15 protein-coding genes are annotated in these 20,608 nt (G+C 70.3%); 7 read left to right on the top strand and 8 right to left on the bottom strand.

Features of this window, described 5'->3' with window-relative positions; translation table 11 throughout:
- Window positions 1-62: 62 nt before the first annotated feature.
- From BKD26_RS10440 to mshC, 3 genes are all read left to right on the top strand, one after another.
- A complete protein-coding gene (locus BKD26_RS10440; RefSeq protein ID WP_084897554.1) occupies window positions 63-653 on the top strand; it encodes a DUF3090 domain-containing protein in 591 nt (196 codons plus the stop codon).
- Window positions 617-1,444, top strand: coding sequence for an SCO1664 family protein (locus BKD26_RS10435; RefSeq protein WP_084897553.1), 828 nt, complete (start codon window positions 617-619; stop codon window positions 1,442-1,444). Before BKD26_RS10440 ends, BKD26_RS10435 begins: the two co-directional genes overlap by 37 nt.
- An 827-nt stretch (window positions 1,445-2,271) precedes the next feature.
- Window positions 2,272-3,501, top strand: coding sequence for a cysteine--1-D-myo-inosityl 2-amino-2-deoxy-alpha-D-glucopyranoside ligase (mshC, locus tag BKD26_RS10430; RefSeq protein WP_084897552.1), 1,230 nt, complete (start codon window positions 2,272-2,274; stop codon window positions 3,499-3,501).
- Between the two features lie 59 nt (window positions 3,502-3,560).
- On the opposite strand, the gene BKD26_RS10425 is transcribed toward mshC, so the two are convergent.
- From BKD26_RS10425 to BKD26_RS10400, 6 genes are all read right to left on the bottom strand, one after another.
- Window positions 3,561-4,535: a PAC2 family protein gene (locus tag BKD26_RS10425; RefSeq protein ID WP_084897551.1), complete on the bottom strand. Its 975-nt coding sequence runs from the start codon at window positions 4,533-4,535 to the stop codon at window positions 3,561-3,563.
- 150 nt (window positions 4,536-4,685) lie between these two features.
- Entirely contained in the window at window positions 4,686-5,369 is a 684-nt protein-coding gene (locus BKD26_RS10420) for a FadR/GntR family transcriptional regulator (protein WP_084897550.1), read from the bottom strand.
- An 82-nt stretch (window positions 5,370-5,451) separates the two neighbouring features.
- A complete protein-coding gene (locus BKD26_RS10415) occupies window positions 5,452-7,062 on the bottom strand; it encodes a glycerol-3-phosphate dehydrogenase/oxidase (RefSeq protein ID WP_084897549.1) in 1,611 nt (536 codons plus the stop codon).
- Window positions 7,063-7,068: 6 nt separating this feature from the next.
- A complete protein-coding gene (glpK, locus tag BKD26_RS10410) occupies window positions 7,069-8,595 on the bottom strand; it encodes a glycerol kinase GlpK (RefSeq protein WP_084897548.1) in 1,527 nt (508 codons plus the stop codon).
- Between the two features lie 32 nt (window positions 8,596-8,627).
- Entirely contained in the window at window positions 8,628-9,419 is a 792-nt protein-coding gene (locus tag BKD26_RS10405; protein ID WP_084897547.1) for an MIP/aquaporin family protein, read from the bottom strand.
- A 232-nt stretch (window positions 9,420-9,651) separates the two neighbouring features.
- Window positions 9,652-10,416, bottom strand: a complete 765-nt coding sequence (locus BKD26_RS10400; RefSeq protein ID WP_084897716.1) for an IclR family transcriptional regulator — start codon at window positions 10,414-10,416, stop codon at window positions 9,652-9,654.
- A gap of 234 nt (window positions 10,417-10,650) precedes the next feature.
- Here BKD26_RS10400 and metH point away from each other — a divergent pair, with 234 nt between their 5' ends.
- From metH to BKD26_RS10380, 4 genes are all read left to right on the top strand, one after another.
- Entirely contained in the window at window positions 10,651-14,184 is a 3,534-nt protein-coding gene (gene metH, locus BKD26_RS10395) for a methionine synthase (protein WP_084897546.1), read from the top strand.
- A gap of 146 nt (window positions 14,185-14,330) precedes the next feature.
- Window positions 14,331-15,032, top strand: a complete 702-nt coding sequence (locus tag BKD26_RS10390; RefSeq protein ID WP_084897545.1) for an HAD family phosphatase — start codon at window positions 14,331-14,333, stop codon at window positions 15,030-15,032.
- A 480-nt stretch (window positions 15,033-15,512) separates the two neighbouring features.
- Entirely contained in the window at window positions 15,513-17,111 is a 1,599-nt protein-coding gene (locus tag BKD26_RS10385) for an ABC transporter substrate-binding protein (RefSeq protein WP_084897544.1), read from the top strand.
- Window positions 17,112-17,174: 63 nt separating this feature from the next.
- Window positions 17,175-18,764, top strand: a complete 1,590-nt coding sequence (locus BKD26_RS10380) for an ABC transporter substrate-binding protein (RefSeq protein WP_179166493.1) — start codon at window positions 17,175-17,177, stop codon at window positions 18,762-18,764.
- Window positions 18,765-18,826: 62 nt separating this feature from the next.
- Here BKD26_RS10380 and BKD26_RS10375 read toward each other — a convergent pair whose 3' ends face one another.
- Together BKD26_RS10375 and BKD26_RS10370 are read right to left on the bottom strand one after the other, a co-directional pair.
- On the bottom strand, window positions 18,827-19,498 hold the full coding sequence (locus tag BKD26_RS10375) for a response regulator transcription factor (protein WP_064069109.1): 672 nt from the start codon (window positions 19,496-19,498) through the stop codon (window positions 18,827-18,829).
- A 147-nt stretch (window positions 19,499-19,645) separates the two neighbouring features.
- Window positions 19,646-20,518 (bottom strand): RecB family exonuclease, encoded by an 873-nt coding sequence (locus BKD26_RS10370; protein WP_084897542.1) that lies wholly within the window; start codon window positions 20,516-20,518, stop codon window positions 19,646-19,648.
- Window positions 20,519-20,608 lie beyond the last annotated feature (90 nt).

The raw sequence follows: 20,608 nt of genomic DNA, 5'->3' as shown, positions 1-20,608 counted from the left end.
TCGCACAGTAGGGTGGACGGGCCGCAGCGCCGCCGTCCGAACTGAAGCAAGGGAGAGGGAACGTGTCCCGTCAGGTATTCCTCTATGACCCACCGGAGCGCTTCGTGGCCGGCACGGTCGGGCTGCCTGGCCGCCGTACGTTCTTCCTCCAGGCATCCGCAGGGGGCCGGGTCACCAGCGTCGCCCTGGAGAAGACCCAGGTGGCCGCGCTCGCCGAGCGGATCGACGAGCTGCTCGACGAGGTGGTGCGGCGCACCGGGGGCAACGCGCCGGTGCCGGCCGTCGCGCCCTCCGACGTCACCGACACCGCGCCCCTGGACTCCCCGGTGGAGGAGGAGTTCCGGGTCGGCACGATGGCGCTGGCCTGGGACGGCGAGGAACAGCGCATGATCGTCGAGGCGCAGGCGCTCGTCGAGCTGGACGTGGAGTCGGAGGAGGACCTCGCGGAGGCCGAGGAACGGCTCCTCCAGGACGAGGAGAACGGCCCGCCCATGCTGCGCGTCCGGCTCACCGGGGCGCAGGCGAGGGCATTCGCCAAGCGCGCCCTCGACGTGGTCAACGCGGGGCGGCCGCCGTGCCCGCTGTGCAGCCTGCCGCTCGATCCGGAAGGACACGTATGCCCGCGCCAGAACGGATACCGCCGGGGAGCCTGACGGCGGTGGAGCTGCTCGACCTGCTCGCCAAGGGCGAGTTGACGGTACGCGGCCAGGTTCGCGAGGCGTCCAACGCGGTGTTGTTCTGTTCCGTCGCGTACGAAGACCAGGAAGCCGACTGCGTCTACAAACCCGTCGCCGGGGAGCGCCCCCTGTGGGACTTCCCCGACGGGACGCTGGCGCAGCGCGAGGTCGCGGCGTACGAGGTGTCCGAGGCGACCGGGTGGGGCCTGGTGCCGCCGACCGTCCTGCGGGACGGGCCGTTCGGCCAGGGCATGGTCCAGCTGTGGGTCGAGGGCGACCCGTCCGTCTCCCTCCTGGCGCTCGTCGAGGACGAGGAGCCTGGGGAGGGCTGGAAGGCGGTGGGCCTCGCGCAGGTGGGGGAGGACCGCACCGCCCTGCTGGTGCACGCCGACGACGTACGGTTGCGGCGGCTCGCCGTGCTAGACGCGGTGATCAACAACGGTGACCGCAAGGGCGGCCACCTGCTGCCCGCGCCGGACGGCCGACTGTACGCCATCGACCACGGTGTCACCTTCAACGTGGACGACAAGCTGCGGACCCTGTTGTGGGGCTGGGCGGGCGAACCGCTTCCGGGGGAGGCCCTGGAGGTCCTGGCCCGCCTGGACGCCTCCCTGGCGCCCGACGCCCCCCTGGCCACCCGGCTGGCGGAGCTGATCACCCCCGCCGAGATCACGGCGGTACGCTCCCGCGTCGCCGCCCTGCGCGCGTCGGGCCACCACCCGGAGCCCTCGGGCCAGTGGCCCGCCATCCCCTGGCCCCCGGTCTGACGCGGCCGGCGCGGCGGTACGGTCCCGGTCCGCCGCCTCGCCCGTCCGGGCCGGCACCCTGAGCCCTCGGCTCCGTGGCCCCTGGTCTGCCGCGGGCCCGCGTCTGCCCTGGCGGGGCGTGTGCCTTGGCGGGGCGTCTGCCTGGTTTGCCTTGGCAGGGCCGTCTGGCTGGCGGGGCCGTCTCCCCGGCGGGCCGTCTGTTCCGGCCGGGTGTGCCCTGGCCGGCATCTGCTTGGCCCCCGTTCCGGCCCTGGCGCTGTGCCTGCGTGGCCCCGGTCCGCAGGGTCCGGGTCTGCCTCGGCCCGGGGCTGTCGGCCCGCACGGGCTCGGCGCCTGCCCCCGCCCACGTCTGTCCAGCCTCCGGGTCCGGGTCCGGACCGGGCATGGCGCGTGCCCGGCACTGCCCCCGCCCACGTCTGTCGAGCCTCTGGGTCCGCGTCCGGACCGGGCGTGGCGCGTGCCCGGCCACTGCCCCGGCCGCGCCTGAGGCCGGGCTCCGCGTCTGGACGAGGCACTGCGGTGCCGCCGCCGGCGGGCTGGGTGGTGGGTGGGCGGCGTGGCCCCTCCGGGCTCGTCTCCTCGGGGCCGGCGGCCTTCGGTACCTGTTTCGGGAGCCCACCCCCGCCGCCAACCCCTGTGGGGACGACCCTGCGTGGCCCCGCCTCACGCCGTCTGCCGACTGGCGGTGGGTGGGGGACGGCCCGCATGGGTCGCTCCACGCTGTCGGCCGACGATGCACAGGTCGGCCGGCCGCGCAAGAGGGCCTATCCGGTCATGATCCTGCATCCGGTTCGTATCCGGAACACCCGTCCGGTTACGCTCGTGGCATGCATGCCTGGCCCGCTTCTGAGGTCCCCGCCCTGCCCGGCAAGGGCCGCGACCTCCGGATCCACGACACCGCGACCGGTGGACGAGTGACCCTCGACCCCGGCCCCGTCGCCCGTATCTACGTCTGCGGCATCACGCCGTACGACGCGACCCATATCGGTCACGCGGCGACCTACAACGCGTTCGACCTCGTTCAGCGCGTGTGGCTCGACACCAAGCGGCAGGTTCACTACGTCCAGAACATCACCGACGTGGACGATCCGCTCCTGGAGCGGGCCGCCCGGGACGGTATCGACTGGGTCGGGCTCGCCGAGCGCGAGACGGCGCTGTTCCGTGAGGACATGACCGCCCTGCGGATGCTTCCGCCCCAGCACTACATCGGCGCCGTCGAGGCGATACCCGGCATCGTGCCGCTCATCGAGCGGCTGCGGGACGCGGGCGCCGCGTACGAACTCGAGGGCGACATCTACTTCTCCGTCGAGGCCGACCCGCACTTCGGAGAGGTCTCGCACTACGACGCCGAGTTCATGCGGGCCCTGTCCGCCGAGCGCGGTGGCGACCCGGACCGCCCCGGCAAGAAGAACCCGCTCGACCCGATGCTGTGGATGGCCGCCCGTGAGGGCGAGCCCAGCTGGGACGGCGGCAGCCTCGGCGCCGGCCGTCCCGGCTGGCACATCGAGTGCGTGGCCATCGCCCTGGACCACCTCGGCATGGGCTTCGACGTCCAGGGCGGCGGCTCCGACCTGGTCTTCCCGCACCACGAGATGGGCGCCTCGCACGCCCAGGCGCTGACCGGCGAGTACCCGTTCGCCAAGGCGTACGTCCACGCCGGGATGGTCGCCCTGCACGGCGAGAAGATGTCCAAGTCGAAGGGCAACCTCGTCTTCGTCTCCGCGCTGCGCCGCGAGGGCGTCGACCCGGCCGCCATCCGGCTCGCCCTGCTGTCGCACCACTACCGCGCGGACTGGGAGTGGACCGACCAGGTGCTCAGGGAGGCCGTGGAGCGGCTCGGCCGCTGGCGTGCCGCGGTCTCGCGCCCCGACGGGCCGTCCGCCGACGCGCTGGTCGACGAGGTGCGTGAGGCGCTGGCGGACGATCTGGACGCCCCCGCCGCCCTCGCGGCCGTGGACCGCTGGACCGCCCGCCAGGAGGCGGAGGGCGGTACGGACGAGGGCGCGCCCGGTCTCGTGTCGCGTACGGCCGACGCCCTGTTGGGCGTGGCGCTGTAGGCGCGGGTCTTGTTACGGCGGCGGGGCGGCACCTCATGTGAGGTGCCGCCCCGCGCCTGTCAGTCCTCCGGGGAGTCCGGGGAACCGTCGTCGTCGGATTCCTCCGCCTTCGGCGGCTTCGGCGGGCGGGTTCGCCCGCTCGACGTATCGCGCAGGTACGAGCTGTCGCCGAGTTCGGTCGCATGCCCCGGTCCGCCGTCCCGCCGCCGCAGGTACCGCTCGAACTCGCGGGCGATGGCCTCGCCCGACGCCTCCGGGAGCTCCGCGGTGTCCCGCGCCTCCTCCAGCGTCTGGACGTACTCCGCCACCTCACTGTCCTCCGAGGCCAGCTGGTCCACGCCGACCTGCCAGGCCCGCGCGTCCTCGGCCAGCTCACCCAGCGGGATGCGCAGGTCGATCAGGTCCTCCAGCCGGTTGAGCAGCGCCAGCGTCGCCTTGGGGTTCGGCGGCTGCGACACGTAGTGCGGCACCGCCGCCCACAGGCTCACCGCCGGTACGCCCGCGTGCGTGCAGGCCTCCTGGAGGATGCCGACGATGCCCGTCGGCCCTTCGTACCGGGTCTCCTCCAGGTCCATGGTGCGAGCCAGGTCCGGGTCGGACGTGACGCCGCTGACCGGCACCGGCCGGGTGTGCGGGGTGTCGCCGAGCAGCGCGCCCAGGATCACCACCATCTCCACGCCCAACTCGTGGGCGAAGCCGAGCAGCTCGTTGCAGAACGAGCGCCAGCGCATGGACGGCTCGATACCGCGGACCAGCACCAGGTCGCGCGGCTTGTCGCCGCCCACCCGGACCACCGACAGCCGGGTGGTGGGCCAGGTGATCTTCCGTACCCCGCCGTCCAGGTACACCGTGGGCCGGTTGACCTGGAAGTCGTAGTAGTCCTCGGCGTCGAGCGCCGCGAACACCTCGCCCTTCCACTCCCGTTCCAGGTGCGCGACCGCGGTGGAGGCGGCGTCGCCGGCGTCGTTCCAGCCCTCGAACGCGGCCACCATGACCGGGTCGATCAGCTCGGGAACCCCCTCGAGCTCGATCACCCAGGCCTCCTTCCGAAGTTCCGTGCGTACGGACCAACCTTACGGCTTTCCGGGGCCCCGCCCGCAGCCCCTGTACACGTCCGAGTGCTGTACCGACCGAGATCCACTACCCACGGCGACCGGCGGAAACACGGCGAGAATCCAGCCGATTCATCCGAGCGCTGCGCTCGTGCTCCTGAGCCACCGCTCCACACCGGCCACATGCGCCGTCGCCCACGAGCGGGCCGCCTCGGCGTCCCGGTCGCGGAGCGCCGCCAGGATGGCGCGGTGCTCGTCGAGCGTACGGCCGACCGCGTCCTCCCGCGTCAGGCCGCGCCAGACGCCGGCCCGGGTCGTCGGCCCGGACAGGCCGTCCAGGAGGGAACTGAGGACCGCGTTCCCGGCGGAGGTGACGATGGTGCGGTGGAACTCCAGGTCGGCGGCGACCAGTTCCTCCACCGACGGCTCGTCGCCCAGCGCCTCCAGCCGGCCGTCCAGCGCGTCCAGTTCCGCCTCGGTGATGCGGCTGGCGGCCATAGCGGTGGCGGCGGGCTCCAGGATGCGGCGTACGGCGAGGAACTCCAGCGCCGTGTCGTCGCGGTGGAAGTCCACGACGAAGCCGAGCGCCTCCAGCAGCAGTTGCGGGTCGAGGCTCGTGACGTATGTGCCGTCTCCCTGGCGTACGTCGAGGATGCGGATCAGCGACAGGGCGCGCACCGCCTCGCGCAGGGAGTTGCGCGACAGGCCCAGCGCGGCGGCGAGTTCGCTCTCCTTGGGGAGCCGGTCACCGGGGCGCAGCGCGCCCGAGACGATCATCCCCTTGATCTTCTGGATCGCCTCATCGGTCACGGCCATGGCAGGGTCCCCCATCAGACATCCGATGTCTGAGCGTACAACGAGGGCGGCCCTTCAAGGGCCGCCCTCGTCGTCGGGTACGTCAGGCCTTCTTGCCGAGCATGTCCTCGACCTTGGCGCGGATCTCGTCCGTGGCCAGGCCCCGGATCGTCAGGGTCGTCCGGCGGCGCAGCACGTCGTCCGCCGTCTCGGCCCACTCGTGGTCACGGGCGTAGGCGACCTGGGCCCAGATCTCCGGCGCGTCCGGGTGGACGCGCTCGGCGAGCTCCGGGTTGTCGTTGGCCAGGCGCGCGATGTCGAAGGAGAGCGAGCCGTAGTGCGTGGCCAGGTGGCGGGCGGTGTCGGCGGCCATGCGCGGCCCGGGCGTACCGCCGTCGACCAGCAGCCGGTGGGCGACCGCGTTGGGGTTGGCTATGCCGGGCAGGGGCAGCTTCTTCGGGAGCCGGGAGATCGGCTCCATGTCCTCGCCCAGCGGGTGGCCGGGCAGGGACGCCAGCTTGTTCATCACCGTACGGCCGATGTGGCGGAAAGTGGTCCACTTGCCGCCGGCCACCGACAGCATGCCGCCGCGGCCCTCGGTCACGACCGTCTCGCGCTTGGCCTTGGAGGTGTCGCCGGGCCCGCCCGGCAGCACCCGCAGACCCGCGAAGGAGTACGTGATCAGGTCCCGGGACAGCTGCTGGTCCCGGATGGAGAACGCGGCCTCGTCCAGGATCTGGGTGATGTCCTTGTCGTTGACCGCGACCTCGCCGGGGTCGCCCTCGTACTCCTCGTCGGTCGTGCCGAGCAGCAGCATGTCCTCCCAGGGGAGGGCGAAGGTGATGCGGTACTTGTCGATCGGGGTGGCGAGCGCGGCCTTCCAGGGGGAGGTGCGCTTCAGGACGAGGTGCGCGCCCTTGGACAGGCGGATGGAGGGGGCCGCGTTCGGGTCCTCCATCCGGCGCAGGTGGTCGACCCAGGGGCCGGTGGCGTTGAGGACCAGGCGGGCGTCGACGCCGAACTCGTCACCGCTGGTGCGGTCCCGGAGGTCGGCGCCGGTGACCCGGCCCTTGGTGAAGCGGAGGCCGGTGACCTCGGCGTGGTTGAGGACGGTGGCGCCCGCGTCGACGGCGGCGCGGACCGTCATCAGGGCCATGCGCGCGTCGTTCATCTGGTCGTCGCCGTACACGGCCACGGCCTTGAGGTTGTCGGTGCGCAGCTCCGGCACGTCCTGGGCGGCCTTGGCGGGGCTGAGCAGGTGGCCGACGCCGTCGCCGAAGGCGGACAGGGCCGAGTACGCGAAGACGCCCGCGCCGAGCTTGGCGGCGCCGTGCGGTCCGCCCTTGTAGACCGGCAGGTAGAAGGTGAGCGGGTTCGCCAGGTGGGGGGCCACCTGGCGGGAGACCGCACGGCGCTCGAAGTGGTTCTCCGCGACCAGCTTCACCGCGCCGGTCTGCAGGTAGCGCAGACCGCCGTGGAGGAGCTTGGAGGAGGCGGAGGAGGTGGCGCCGGCGAAGTCGCCGGCGTCCACCAGGGCCACCCGCAGCCCGGACTGTGCGGCGTGCCAGGCCGTGGAGATGCCCAGGATGCCGCCGCCGATCACCAGGAGGTCGTACGTCGCCTTGGAGAGCTGCTCCCGCGTCTCCGCACGGCTCGGCAGGGAACCGGCAGCCGGGTGCGTCCCGAGGGCAGGGACGCTCTGCAGGGTGGTCATGTCGAATTACTCCTCGTCCTCGATCCAGCCCATGGTCCGCTCGACGGCCTTGAGCCAGCTCTTGTACTCGCTGTCACGCTTGTCAGCGTCCATGCGGGGGGTCCACTCGGCGGCCCTGCGCCAGTTGGCACGCAGCGCGTCGGTGTCCGGCCAGAAGCCGACGGCCAGGCCGGCGGCGTAGGCCGCGCCGAGGCAGGTGGTCTCGGCGACCATGGGGCGCACCACGGGGGCGTCCAGGAAGTCCGAGAGGGTCTGCATCAGCAGGTTGTTGGAGGTCATGCCGCCGTCGACCTTGAGCGCGGCCAGTTCGACGCCGGAGTCCTTCGTCATGGCGTCGGTGATCTCGCGGGTCTGCCAGGCGGTGGCCTCGAGCACGGCGCGCGCGATGTGCGCCTTGGTGACATACCGGGTCAGGCCGGCGATCACACCGCGGGCGTCGGAGCGCCAGTACGGGGCGAACAGGCCGGAGAAGGCCGGTACGAAGTACGCGCCGCCGTTGTCGTCGACCGACGACGCCAGGGTCTCGATCTCGGCGGCGGAGTTGATCAGGCCCATCTGGTCGCGCATCCACTGCACCAGCGAACCGGTGACGGCGATGGAGCCCTCCAGGGCGTACACCGGGGCCTGGTCGCCGATCTTGTAACCGACGGTGGTGATCAGACCCGAGTACGAGTTGATGATCTTCTCGCCGGTGTTCAGCAGCAGGAAGGTGCCCGTGCCGTACGTCGACTTCGCCTCGCCCTCCGCGAAGCAGGTCTGGCCGAACAGGGCTGCCTGCTGGTCGCCGAGCGCGGAGGCGACCGGGACGCCGTCCAGGACGCCGCCCTTGACGTGGCCGTACACCTCGGCGGAGGAGCGGATCTCCGGCAGCACGGCCGCCGGGACGTCCATGGACTCCAGGATCTTCTGGTCCCACTCCATGGTGTGGAGGTTCATCAGCATGGTGCGGGAGGCGTTGGTGACGTCGGTGACGTGGTGACCGCCCTCGACACCGCCGGTGAGGTTCCAGATGACCCAGGAGTCCATGGTGCCGAAGAGGATGTCGCCGCGCTCGGCGCGCTCGCGCAGGCCCTCGACGTTGTCGAGCATCCAGCGGATCTTCGGACCGGCGAAGTACGAGGCGAGCGGCAGGCCCGTCTCGCGGCGGAAGCGGTCCTGGCCGACGTTGCGGCCGAGCTCCTTGCACAGGGCGTCGGTGCGGGTGTCCTGCCAGACGATGGCGTTGTGGACGGGCTCACCGGTGTTCTTGTCCCACAGCAGCGTGGTCTCGCGCTGGTTGGTGATGCCGATGGCCTTGACGTCGGCCGAGGTGATCCCGGCCTTCTCGATGGCGCCGGCGACGACTTCCTGGACGTTGGTCCAGATCTCGGCGCCGTTGTGCTCCACCCAGCCCGGCTTGGGGAAGATCTGCTCGTGCTCCTTCTGGTCGACGGAGACGATGCGCCCGTCGCGGTCGAAGACGATGCAGCGGCTGGAGGTGGTGCCCTGGTCGATGGCCGCGATGAACGGGCCGGTGGTGTGTGCGTCGGTCACGGTTGCTCCCGTAAGTCTGTAAGAAGGACGGCTCAGGCGAACGCGATGGTGTAGATACCCGCCGCGAGGGCTCCGCCGATCAGCGGGCCGGCGACGGGGATCCAGGCGTAGCCCCAGTCGGAGCCGCCCTTGTTCGGCAGCGGCAGCAGGGCGTGCACGATGCGCGGGCCGAGGTCACGGGCCGGGTTGATGGCGTAGCCGGTGGGGCCGCCGAGCGAGAGGCCGATACCGACCACGACCAGGGCCACCATCAGGCCGCCAATGGTTCCCAGGCCCTTGCCGCTGTCGTTGAGGCCCTGGGTGAGGACCGCGAGCACCAGTACGAGGGTGCCGATGATCTCGGTGGCCAGGTTCTGCCAGACATTGCGGATCTCGGGGCCGGTCGAGAAGACACCGAGCACGGGGCCGGCCTTGCTCGCGGCCTCGTTGTGCGGGCCCTCGATGGCCTTGTCGGCCGGGTCGCCCACGATCTCGCGATCGGTCAGGTGCGCGTGGAACTGGCCGTAGTAGGCGATCCAGACCAGGGCCGCGCCGATCATGGCGCCGAGGAGCTGGCCCGCGAAGTAGACGGGGACGTTCTTGAAGTCCCCGTCCTTTATCGCGATGCCGACCGTGACGGCCGGGTTGAGGTGCGCGCCGGAGAGGGAGCCCGTCATGTAGACGGCGGTCAGGACCGCGAAGCCCCACCCGAAGGTGATGGCCAGCCAGCCGGCGTTCTGCGCCTTCGAGCGCTTGAGTACGACGGCGGCGACCACGCCACCGCCGAGCAGGATGAGTACGGCGGTACCAATGATCTCGCCGATGAAGATGTCGGAGCTGGACACCCGCGACTCCTTTGTCCTTCGTCCAGGGGAAGGCGAACCCCGGGTCCCTCCGGTGGTCCGCGCCCTCAGGTGAGGGCGTTAACCGGCCTCTGGCATTGCCACACTCTAGCGTGATTGCCGGTAGCTGTTCGACAATGCCGACCGATGCACGGCAGTTTTGTCCTCTGGTAAACGTGGCGTCAAGAGTTCTGTTGGCCGAAATGCGTTCGTTACCGATGATGCGCCGAAGGCGTCAGAAGCGCCCGGCACCCAGGTCGCGGGAGACCGCGCGGGCGCAGTCCCGTACCGCCGCCACCAGCTCGGGGCGCAGCTCGCCGCCGTTGCAGACCCGCTCCACGGCACCCGTGATGGCCACCGCCCCGACCGGCATCCGGCGCCGGTCGTGGATGGGCGCGGCCACCGCCGCGACACCCTCCCAGGTCTCCTCCACGTCCGCCGCCCAGCCGCGCGCCCGGGTCATGTCCAGCACGGCCTCGAAGTCCTCCAGGTCCGTGACGGTGCGCGGGGTGAACGCCTCGCGCTCCACCTCCAGCGCCTCGGTGTGCGCCACCGGGTCGTACGCCGACAGCACCTTGCCCAGGGCGGTGGAGTGCAGCGGCTGCATGGCGCCGACCTCCAGCACCTGGCGGCTGTCGTCGGGGCGGAAGACGTGGTGGACGACGAGTACGCCGTGCTGGTGCAGCACTCCGAGGTGGACGCTCTCGCCGCTGGAGCGGGCCAGGTCGTCCGTCCACACCAGGGCGCGGGCGCGCAGCTCGTGCACGTCGAGGTAGCTGTTGCCGAGCCGCAGCAGCTCCGCGCCCAGCTGGTAGCGGCCGGAGGCCGCGTCCTGCTCGACGAAGCCCTCCGCCTGCAGGGTGCGCAGAATGCCGTGCGCCGTGCCCTTCGCCAGGTCCAGCGACGACGCGATGTCCGACAGTCCGAGACGGCGCTCGCCGCCGGCGAGCAGTCGCAGCATCGCCGCCGCACGTTCCAGCGACTGGATGTTCTTCGGCATCGCCCGGCCCTTCTCCCTCAGTTCGACAATGCTGAACACTATCGGTCGTTGCCGACCTTGAGCCACATCGAGGAAGCCCCCGGGAACCCGTGCGGCCGGACGCCGCCGCCCCAGCATGCCGTCCACCCTCTGGAACAAAATGTCCACCCCGGCGGGTACGCGGTTACTCTGGCTCGATGCACCTTCCCCTGAAGGTGCAAAGCCGACAGCCGTCGCACTCCAGGGAGCACTTCCATGGCCTCGTCGCCGACCCTCGCCGCTGACAGCACGCAGAGCACTGACAGCAGGACCCGAGCCGCAGCCCTCCGCCAGGCCCTCACCACCCGTGTGGTCGTGGCCGACGGAGCCATGGGCACCATGCTCCAGGCGCAGGACCCCACCCTCGAGGACTTCCAGAACCTCGAAGGCTGCAACGAGGTCCTCAGCATCACCCGGCCCGACATCGTCCGATCGGTCCACGACGAGTACTTCGCCGCCGGCGTCGACTGCATCTCGACGAACACCTTCGGTGCGAACCTCTCGGCGCTGGCGGAGTACGACATCGCCGACCGCGTGTACGAGCTGTCCGAGGCCGCCGCCCGCATCGCCCGCGAGGCCGCCGACGAGTGCACCGCCTCCTCCGGCCGGCAGCGCTGGGTACTCGGCTCCATGGGTCCCGGCACCAAGCTGCCGACCCTCGGCCACGTCCCGTACCTCAAGCTGCGCGACGCCTACCAGCAGAGCGCCGAGGGCATGATCACGGGCGGGGCGGACGCCCTGGTCGTCGAGACGTGCCAGGACCTGCTCCAGGCGAAGTCCGCCGTCCTCGGCGCCCGCCGCGCCCTCGACGCGACCGGCGCCGACCTCCCGCTGATCGTCTCGGTCACGGTGGAGACGACCGGCACGATGCTGCTGGGCTCGGAGATCGGTGCGGCGCTGACCGCGCTGGAGCCGCTGGGCGTCGACATGATCGGCCTGAACTGCGCCACCGGCCCGGCCGAGATGAGCGAGCACCTGCGCTACCTGGCCCGCCACTCCCGCCTCCCGCTGTCGTGCATGCCGAACGCGGGTCTGCCGGTGCTGGGCAAGGACGGTGCGCACTATCCGCTGACGCCGGTCGAGCTGGCGGACGCGCAGGAGACGTTCGTACGCGAATACGGGCTGTCGCTGGTCGGCGGCTGCTGCGGTACGACGCCGGAGCATCTGCGGCACGTCGTGGAGCGTGTGCGGGACCTGGCGCCCGCGCCGCGTGATCCGCGTCCGGAGCCGGGTGCGGCGTCGTTGTACCAGACGGTGCCGTTCCGGCAGGACACGGCGTACATGGCGATCGGTGAGCGGACCAACGCCAATGGGTCGAAGAAGTTCCGTGAGGCCATGCTGGAGGGCCGCTGGGACGACTGTGTGGAGATGGCCCGGGACCAGATCCGTGAGGGCGCCCACATGCTCGACCTGTGCGTCGACTATGTCGGCCGGGACGGTGTGGCGGACATGGAGGAGCTGGCCGGCCGGTTCGCCACCGCCTCCACCCTCCCCATCGTGCTGGACTCCACCGAGGTGGAGGTCATCCGCGCCGGGCTGGAGAAGCTCGGCGGCCGCGCGGTGATCAACTCGGTGAATTACGAGGACGGCGACGGGCCCGAGTCGCGGTTCGCGAAGGTCACCGCCCTGGCCAAGGAACACGGTGCGGCGCTGATCGCGCTGACCATCGACGAGGAGGGCCAGGCCCGCACCGTCGAGACGAAGGTGGCGATCGCCGAGCGGCTGATCACCGACCTGACGCAGAACTGGGGCATCCACGAGTCGGACATCCTGATCGACTGCCTGACGTTCACGATCTGCACGGGTCAGGAGGAGTCCCGCAAGGACGGTATCGCCACCATCGAGGCGATCCGGGAGCTCAAGCGCCGCCACCCCGACGTCCAGACCACCCTCGGTCTGTCGAACATCTCCTTCGGTCTGAACCCGGCCGCGCGGATCCTGCTGAACTCCGTGTTCCTCGACGAGTGCGTCAAGGCCGGTCTGGACTCGGCGATCGTGCACGCGTCGAAGATCCTGCCCATCGCACGGTTCGACGAGGAGCAGGTCACCACCGCGCTCGATCTGATCTACGACCGGCGCCGTGCGGACTACGACCCGCTGCAGAAGCTGATGGAGCTGTTCGAGGGCGTCAACACCACGTCGATGAAGGCGGGCAAGGCCGAGGAGCTGGCCGCGCTGCCGCTGGAGGAGCGCCTCAAGCGCCGCATCATCGACGGGGAGAAGAACGGCCTGGAGGCCGACCTCGACGAGGCCCTCACCACCCGCCCCGCCCTGGACATCGTCAACGACACCCTGCTGGACGGCATGAAGGTGGTCGGTGAGCTGTTCGGCTCCGGCCAGATGCAGCTGCCGTTCGTGCTGCAGTCGGCGGAGGTGATGAAGACGGCGGTCGCCTACCTCGAACCGCACATGGAGAAGGTCGAGGGCGACGAGGGCAAGGGCACCATCGTCCTGGCCACGGTCCGTGGCGATGTGCACGACATCGGCAAGAACCTCGTCGACATCATCCTGTCCAACAACGGCTACAACGTGGTCAACCTCGGCATCAAGCAGCCCGTCTCCGCGATCCTCGAAGCGGCCGAGGAGCACCGGGCCGATGTCATCGGCATGTCGGGTCTCCTGGTCAAGTCGACCGTGATCATGAAGGAGAACCTGGAGGAGCTCAACCAGCGCGGCATGGCCGCCGACTACCCCGTCATCCTCGGCGGCGCCGCCCTGACCCGCGCCTACGTCGAGCAGGACCTGCACGAGATCTACCAGGGCGAAGTCCGCTACGCCCGTGACGCGTTCGAGGGCCTGCGCCTGATGGACGCGCTCATCGCCGTCAAGCGCGGCGTGCCCGGGGCCACCCTGCCCGAGCTGAAGCAGCGGCGGGTACGCCCCGCGGCCGGCGCCCTGGCCGAGGAGCAGGAGCCGGAGAGCGGGGTCCGGTCCGACGTGGCCACCGACAACCCCGTACCGACCCCGCCGTTCTGGGGCACCCGGGTCGTCAAGGGCATCCAGCTCAAGGAGTACGCGTCCTGGCTGGACGAAGGCGCCCTGTTCAAGGGCCAGTGGGGCCTGAAGCAGGCCCGCACCGGTGACGGACCGACGTACGAGGAGCTGGTGGAGACCGAGGGCCGGCCGCGGCTGCGTGGCTGGCTGGACAAGCTCCAGACCGAGAACCTGCTGGAAGCCGCGGTCGTCCACGGCTACTTCCCGTGCGTGTCCAAGGGTGACGACCTGATCATCCTCGACGACAGCGGCAACGAGCGCACCCGCTTCACCTTCCCGCGCCAGCGCCGCGGCCGACGCCTGTGCCTGGCGGACTTCTTCCGCCCCGAGGAGTCCGGCGAGACCGATGTCGTCGGCCTCCAGGTCGTCACCGTGGGATCGAGGATCGGCGAGGCCACCGCCGAGCTGTTCGCCTCCGACTCCTACCGCGACTACCTCGAACTGCACGGCCTGTCCGTGCAGTTGGCCGAGGCGCTGGCCGAGTACTGGCACGCGCGGGTCCGTGCCGAGCTGGGCTTCGCGGCCGAGGACCCGGCGGACGTGGAGGACATGTTCGCGCTGAAGTACCGCGGCGCGCGTTTCTCGCTGGGCTACGGCGCCTGCCCCGACCTGGAGGACCGCGCCAAGATCGCCGACCTGCTCCAGCCGGAACGGATCGGCGTCCACCTCTCCGAGGAGTTCCAGCTCCACCCCGAGCAGTCCACCGACGCCATCGTCATCCACCACCCCGAGGCGAAGTACTTCAACGCGCGATAACACAGGACACGACGTACACTGGTCGGTCCAGTGCAGGCCGGTCGCTTTCCCTGTGGGAACTCAGCGGGATTTCTCAGCGGATTTCCCAGGAGACCTCCCACCGGGAGAGCGATCGGCCTTCTCGTCCCTCTATGGAGGTGTGCCGGATGACCAGTACGGTCCCCGCGTCCTTGACCCGCATGGCCGAGGGCTCCGCCCTGCAGGCGGTCTTCCTCGACATGGACGGCACGCTCGTCGACACCGAGGGTTTCTGGTGGGACACGGAGGTCGAGGTCTTCGGTGAGCTGGGTCACACCCTCGACGAGTCATGGCGCGACGTGGTGGTCGGCGGGCCGATGACCCGCAGCGCCGGCTACCTCATCGGGGCCACCGGTGCCGACATCACCCTCGCCGAGCTGACCGTGCTGCTCAACGAGCGCTTCGAGCAGCGCATCGGCCGCGGCGTCCCCCTCATGCCGGGCGCCGAGCGGCTGCTCGCCGAGCTCGCCGCGCACAACGTGCCCACCGCGCTGGTCTCCGCCTCGCACCGCCGCATCATCGACCGGGTCCTGCACTCGCTCGGCCGCGACCGCTTCACGCTCACCGTGGCGGGCGACGAGGTGTCCCGTACGAAGCCGCACCCCGACCCGTACCTCCTGGCCGCGCGCGGGGTCGGCGCCGAGCCGGGCAGATGCGCCGTCATCGAGGACACCGCCACCGGTGTCGCGGCCGCCGAGGCGGCGGGCTGCCGGGTGGTCGCCGTGCCGTCCGTGGCGCCCATCGCCCCCGCCGACGGCCGCGTCGTCGTGCGGTCGCTGGAAGAGATCGATCTGCGCTTTCTGCGGACATTGATCACGCGAATGAACTGATCGCACACCCAGGGTGCGACACCGAATAGCGGCGAAAACTCAACGCACCTGACCGTGCATTTTCCGTTACCCCGGCAAAGGCTTTTCGAGAGTGACCTTCGTCACTCTGAGTGTCGCGGTCCGCATGGACGGAAAGGCCTACATGCCCGGAACGCGGCACTTCGGCCCTGGTCATGTGTCCGCATTCATGGAGTGGTGTACGAATCATTCCGGCGCATAGAGATCGATGAGCCCGCATTACTGATCACTGTCTGATGCGGTCTCAACTCGGCCCCGTTCCTGCACCTGTGGCGTCGCCTACTAATCTCTTGCCGAGAACTTCGCCGCAGTTTCCGCGTGCCCCCGTCCGGCCACCAAGCCCACGGGAACACAGGATCGATCGCTCTGTATCCCGGCCCGATCGCTCCGCCCCGACCGGGCGGACGCGGCGGAGTGTCCGTACACCGCTGTACCCAGTGCCGGATGAGGAGAACGTCCAGAATGAACCGCAAGACCTTGGTGCTGCCGGCCGTGCTCGGCCTGCTCGCCCCCGTGCTCGTCGCCTGCGGCGGCACCGGCGGCGGCTCCGGCGGCGACGCCATCGTCGTCGGTACCACGGACCGGTTCACCGCATCCAAGGACGCCTCCGCCCCCTTCGACCCGGCCTTCGCCTACGACACCGGCGTCTGGAACGTGCTGCGCCAGACCGTCCAGACCCTGATGCGCGTACCGCGCGGCAGCGGCTCCCCGGTGCCCGAGGCGGCCTCCCAGTGCGGCTTCACCGACCGGGCGAGCGAGAGCTACCGCTGCATCCTGCGCGACGGCCTGGTTTTCGCGGACGGCACCCCCCTGACCGCCAAGGACGTGAAGTTCTCCATCGAGCGGGTCCTGGCCATCAAGTCGGACAACGGCGCGGCCGGCCTGCTGTCGAACATCGACACGATCGAGACCAAGGGTGACGACGAGATCGTCTTCCACCTGAAGAGCCCGGACGCCACCTTCCCGTACAAGCTCTCCACGCCCGTCGCCGGCATCGTCAGCAGCGAGAAGTACGAGGCCAGGAAGCTCCGCGACGGCTTCCAGGTCGACGGCTCCGGCCCGTACACCATGAAGGCCGACGTCAGCGGTGACCACGTCACCAAGGTCGTCTTCACCAGGAACGCCCACTACAAGGGCGACATCAAGCTCCGCAACGACAAGGTCGAGCTGCGGTCCTTCGAGGACGCCGGCGCGATGGGCGAGGCCCTCGAAGCCGGCGACATCGACATGATCACCCGGACGATGTCGCCCGAGCAGGTCAAGGACCTCAACGAGAACCCCAAGCCGGGCATCAAGGTCACCGAGGTTCCCGGCCTGGAGATCCGCTACCTCGGCTTCAACACCGACGACCCGTCCGTCAAGGACAAGGCGGTCCGCCAGGCCATGGCCGCCGTCGTCGACCGGGACCAGCTCGCCGGCAAGGTGTACGGGGCGACCGCGACCCCGCTGTACTCGCTGATCCCGTCCAGCATCACCGCACACACCAACTCCTTCCTCGACAAGTACGGCGAGCCGAACCGCAAGAAGGCCACCGCCATCCTGCGCGACGCCGGCATCACCGCCCCGGTGAAGCTGACGCTGCATTACACCAGCGACCACTACGGCGACGGCACCGCCAAGGAGTTCGCGGCGCTGCGCGACCAGCTCAATGCCACCGGCCTCTTCGACGTCACCGTCCAAGGCGCCAAGTGGTCCGAGTTCCGCCCCGCCCAGAAGCGCGGTGAGTACGCCGTGTACGGCCTGGGCTGGTTCCCCGACTTCCCGGACCCCGACAACTACATCGCGCCGTTCCTCGACGCGGACAACTTCCTCAACACCCCCTACGTCAACAGCGCCACGCGCAGCCGGCTCCTCCCCGAGTCGCGCCGCGCGGCAGACCGCAACGCCGCCTCGTCCGCCTTCGCGCAGATCCAGGACATCGTCGCCGACGACGTCCCGGTGCTGCCGTTGTGGCAGGGCAAGCAGTACGTCGCCGCCCGCGACGACGTGACCGGTGTCGAGTGGGCGCTGAACACCTCCTCGGACCTGCAGCTCTGGGAGCTCGGCCGAGGTATCGCCTGACCCTGCTGTACCCGGCCGCGCACACGGGCTCGGCCGGCGATGAGATCCAGAGGCAAGGTTCCTGTGAAGGCACACAACAAGTGGCTGACGGCCCCGCTCGCCGCGGGGCTTGCGGCCGCCCTGCTGAGCGGCTGCGGCGAGGAGAAGAGCGGCGACGCCGGTGGCTCCGGTGGTTCGGTGACCGTCGGCATGTCCGACGAAGTTCTGGCGACGGACCCCGCCGCCGGTTACGACCCGGGTTCGTGGCTGCTGTTCAACAACGTCTTCCAGTCCCTGCTCAGCTTCCCCAAGGGCGCCTCGGTGCCCCAGCCGGAGGCGGCCGACAAGTGCGGCTTCGACCAGGGCGGCAGCAAGGTCTACCGCTGCACGCTGCGCGACGGGCTGAAGTTCAGCAATGGCAACCCGCTCACCTCCGAGGACGTGAAGTTCTCCTTCGAGCGGGCGCTGAAGATCAACGATCCGGCGGGCCCCGCGCCGCTGCTCGCCACGATCGACAAGATCGACACGCCGGACGACAAGACCGTCGTCTTCACGCTGAAGGTCCCCGACGCCACCTTCCCGAGCAAGATCGCTTCGGGTGCCGGTTCCATCGTCGACCACCGCGAGTACAAAGGCGGGGAACTGCGCAAGGACGGCAAGGCCGTCGGCTCCGGCCCGTACAAGCTCGACTCGTTCACCGAGGGCGAGGCCGTCTTCTCGCCCAACCCCGACTACCGCGGCACGGCCAAGGTGAAGAACGGCGGCGTCACGCTGAAGTTCTTCCACGGCGACCGCAAGGCGCTGGGCACTGCCCTGCAGAAGGGCGACGTCGACGTCGCCTACCGTGGCCTCGCCGCGGCCGACATCGCCGAGATCCAGGCCACCGACACGTCGGCGGAGAACGACATAGAGGTCATCGAGGGCTCCAGCGCCGAGGTGCAGCACCTGGTGTTCAACGTCGACGACCCGGTCGTCGGCAAGCTCGGCGTACGCAAGGCCATCGCCTACCTCGTCGACCGCGACGCCCTCGTCAGCAACGTCCACCGGTCGACCACCACCCCGCTGTACTCGATCATCCCGGCGGGGATCGTCGGCCACAACACGGCCTTCGTCAACGAGTACGGCGACCAGCCGCAGCCCCAGAAGGCCGAGCAGGCGCTGCGCTCCGCCGGCATCGACGGCAAGGTGAAGCTCACCCTCTGGTCGACACCCAGCCGTTACGGTCCCTCCACCGACGAGGAGCTCAAGGCGATCGCCAAGCAGCTCAACGACAGTGGGCTGTTCGACGCGACGGTCAAGTCCGTCGAGTTCTCCCAGTACGAGAAGGACATCCAGGCCGGCAAGTACGGCGTGTACGTGAAGGGCTGGGTCCCCGACTACCCGGACCCGGACAACTTCACGCAGCCGTTCTTCGGCGAGGGCAACGTCCTCAACAACAACTACGAGAACAGCAAGATCACCGGCACGCTCGTCCCGCGCACCGCCGCGACCGCCGACCGGACCGCGGCCGGCGAGGACTTCGGCAAGCTCCAGGACCTGGTGGCCGAGGACCTCCCGGTCCTGCCGCTGTGGCAGGGCAAGCAGTACGCGGTCGCCCGCGACGGCGTCACGGGTCTGGAGTGGACGCTGGACGCGTCCACCGTCTTCCGCTTCTGGGAGATCAAGAAGGGCTGATACGAGCCCATACGAAAGCGGGGTGCCCGACGCCGGTCGGGCACCCCGCTTTCGCGTACCGGTCACTGGGCGCCGGGACGCACCAGACCGCTCTCGTACGCGTACACGGCGGCCTGGACCCGGTCGCGCAGGCCCAGCTTGGTCAGTACATGACCCACATGAGTCTTGACCGTCGTCTCGCTGACGAACAGGTCGGCGGCGATCTCGGCGTTCGACAGCCCGCGCGCCACCAGCTTCAGCACTTCCACCTCACGGTCCGTCAGCGTGTTCAGCGCGTCCGGCACGGGCTCCTCACCGGAGGGCAGGTGGTCCGCGTACTTGTCGAGCAGCCGGCGCGTGATGCTCGGCGCGAGCATCGCCTCGCCCGCCGCGACCACCCGGATCGCCTGCACCAGCTCATTGGCCGGCGCGTCCTTCAGCAGGAAGCCGCTGGCCCCGGCACGCAGCGCCTCCACCACGTACTCGTCCAGATCGAAGGTCGTCAGCACCAGCACCTTGGCCGGTCCGTCCCGGCCCGGTCCGGTGATCTGCCGGGTCGCCTCCACACCGTCCATGCGGGGCATCCGGATGTCCATCAGCACCACATCGGGCTGCAGCGCCCGCACCTGGTCGAGAGCCTGGAGGCCGTCCCCGGCCTCACCGACGACCGCGATGTCCTGCTCCGCCTCCAGAATCATCCGGAAGCCGGTGCGCAGCAGCGGCTGGTCGTCGACCAGTAGGACGCGGATAGCCACAGGTACTCCTTCACGGCTCAGCTGACCGGGCCCATTCTGCCCTGACCGCCCCGCCCCGACTCCGCCGGTCCCGGCGCCACCTGCCCGTGTCGACCCGGAACCCCCGGCTCCGCCCGCCCGGGCGGCCGGCCGCGCGCCGGTACGGCGTCACTCCACCCTTGGTGCCGGGACGATGGGGAGCGGGTAGACCGGGGGAGTGCCGCCGAACTCGGGGCACACCGACTGGTGGTCACACCACCCGCACAGCTTCGTCGGACGCGGCCGCCAGTCACCCGTCTCGGTGGCATGGGCGATCGCGTCCCACAGCGCCTGGAGCTTGCGCTCCACCCGCAGCAGATCCGCCTCCACCGGGTCGTACGTCAGCACGTCACCACTGCCCAGGTACACCAGCTGGAGCCGGCGCGGCACCACACCCTTCAGCCGCCAGACCACCAGGGCGTAGAACGTCATCTGGAACAGCGCGCCCTCGCTGTACTCCGGACGCGGCGCCTTGCCCGTCTTGTAGTCGACGATCCGCACCTCGCCCGTCGGCGCCACATCGACCCGGTCGATCACCCCCCGCAGCCGCAGCCCCGACTCCAGCTCGGTCTCCACGAACAGCTCCCGCTCCGCCGGCTCCAGCCGCGTCGGGTCCTCCAGCGTGAACCACCGCTCGACCAGCTGCTCCGCCTCCGCCAGCCAGCGCGCCAGCAGCTCCCCGTCCGCATCCCCCTCGAACAGCTCCCCGAGCTCCGGCCTCGACTCCAGCAGCCGCGTCCACTGCCCCGGCACCATCGCCTTCGCCCGCGGCGCCGTCCGCTCCACCGCCGGATCGTCGAAGAGCCGCTCCAGCACGGCGTGCACCAGCGTGCCGCGCGTCGCCGCCGTACTCGGCTTCTCCGGCAGCTTGTCGATCACCCGGAACCGGTACAGCAGCGGGCACTGCATGAAGTCGCTCGCCCGCGACGGCGACAGCGAGGCGGGCCGCCGCGGGCTCGGAGGGGTGGGCGGGCTCGGAGAGCTGGAGGGGCTCGTGGTCATGGTTCCAAACCCTACGGCCCGCCACTGACAACGAGCGGCATACCATCGACGCCAGAACCTCCCACACTGCATGATCGTCGTGTGACGCTT

Origin of the sequence: Streptomyces sp. CB03238, assembly GCF_002099185.1 — a bacterium.
Classification (GTDB): Bacteria; Actinomycetota; Actinomycetes; order Streptomycetales; family Streptomycetaceae; genus Streptomyces.
This window is presented reverse-complemented; position numbering and strand designations above follow the sequence as displayed.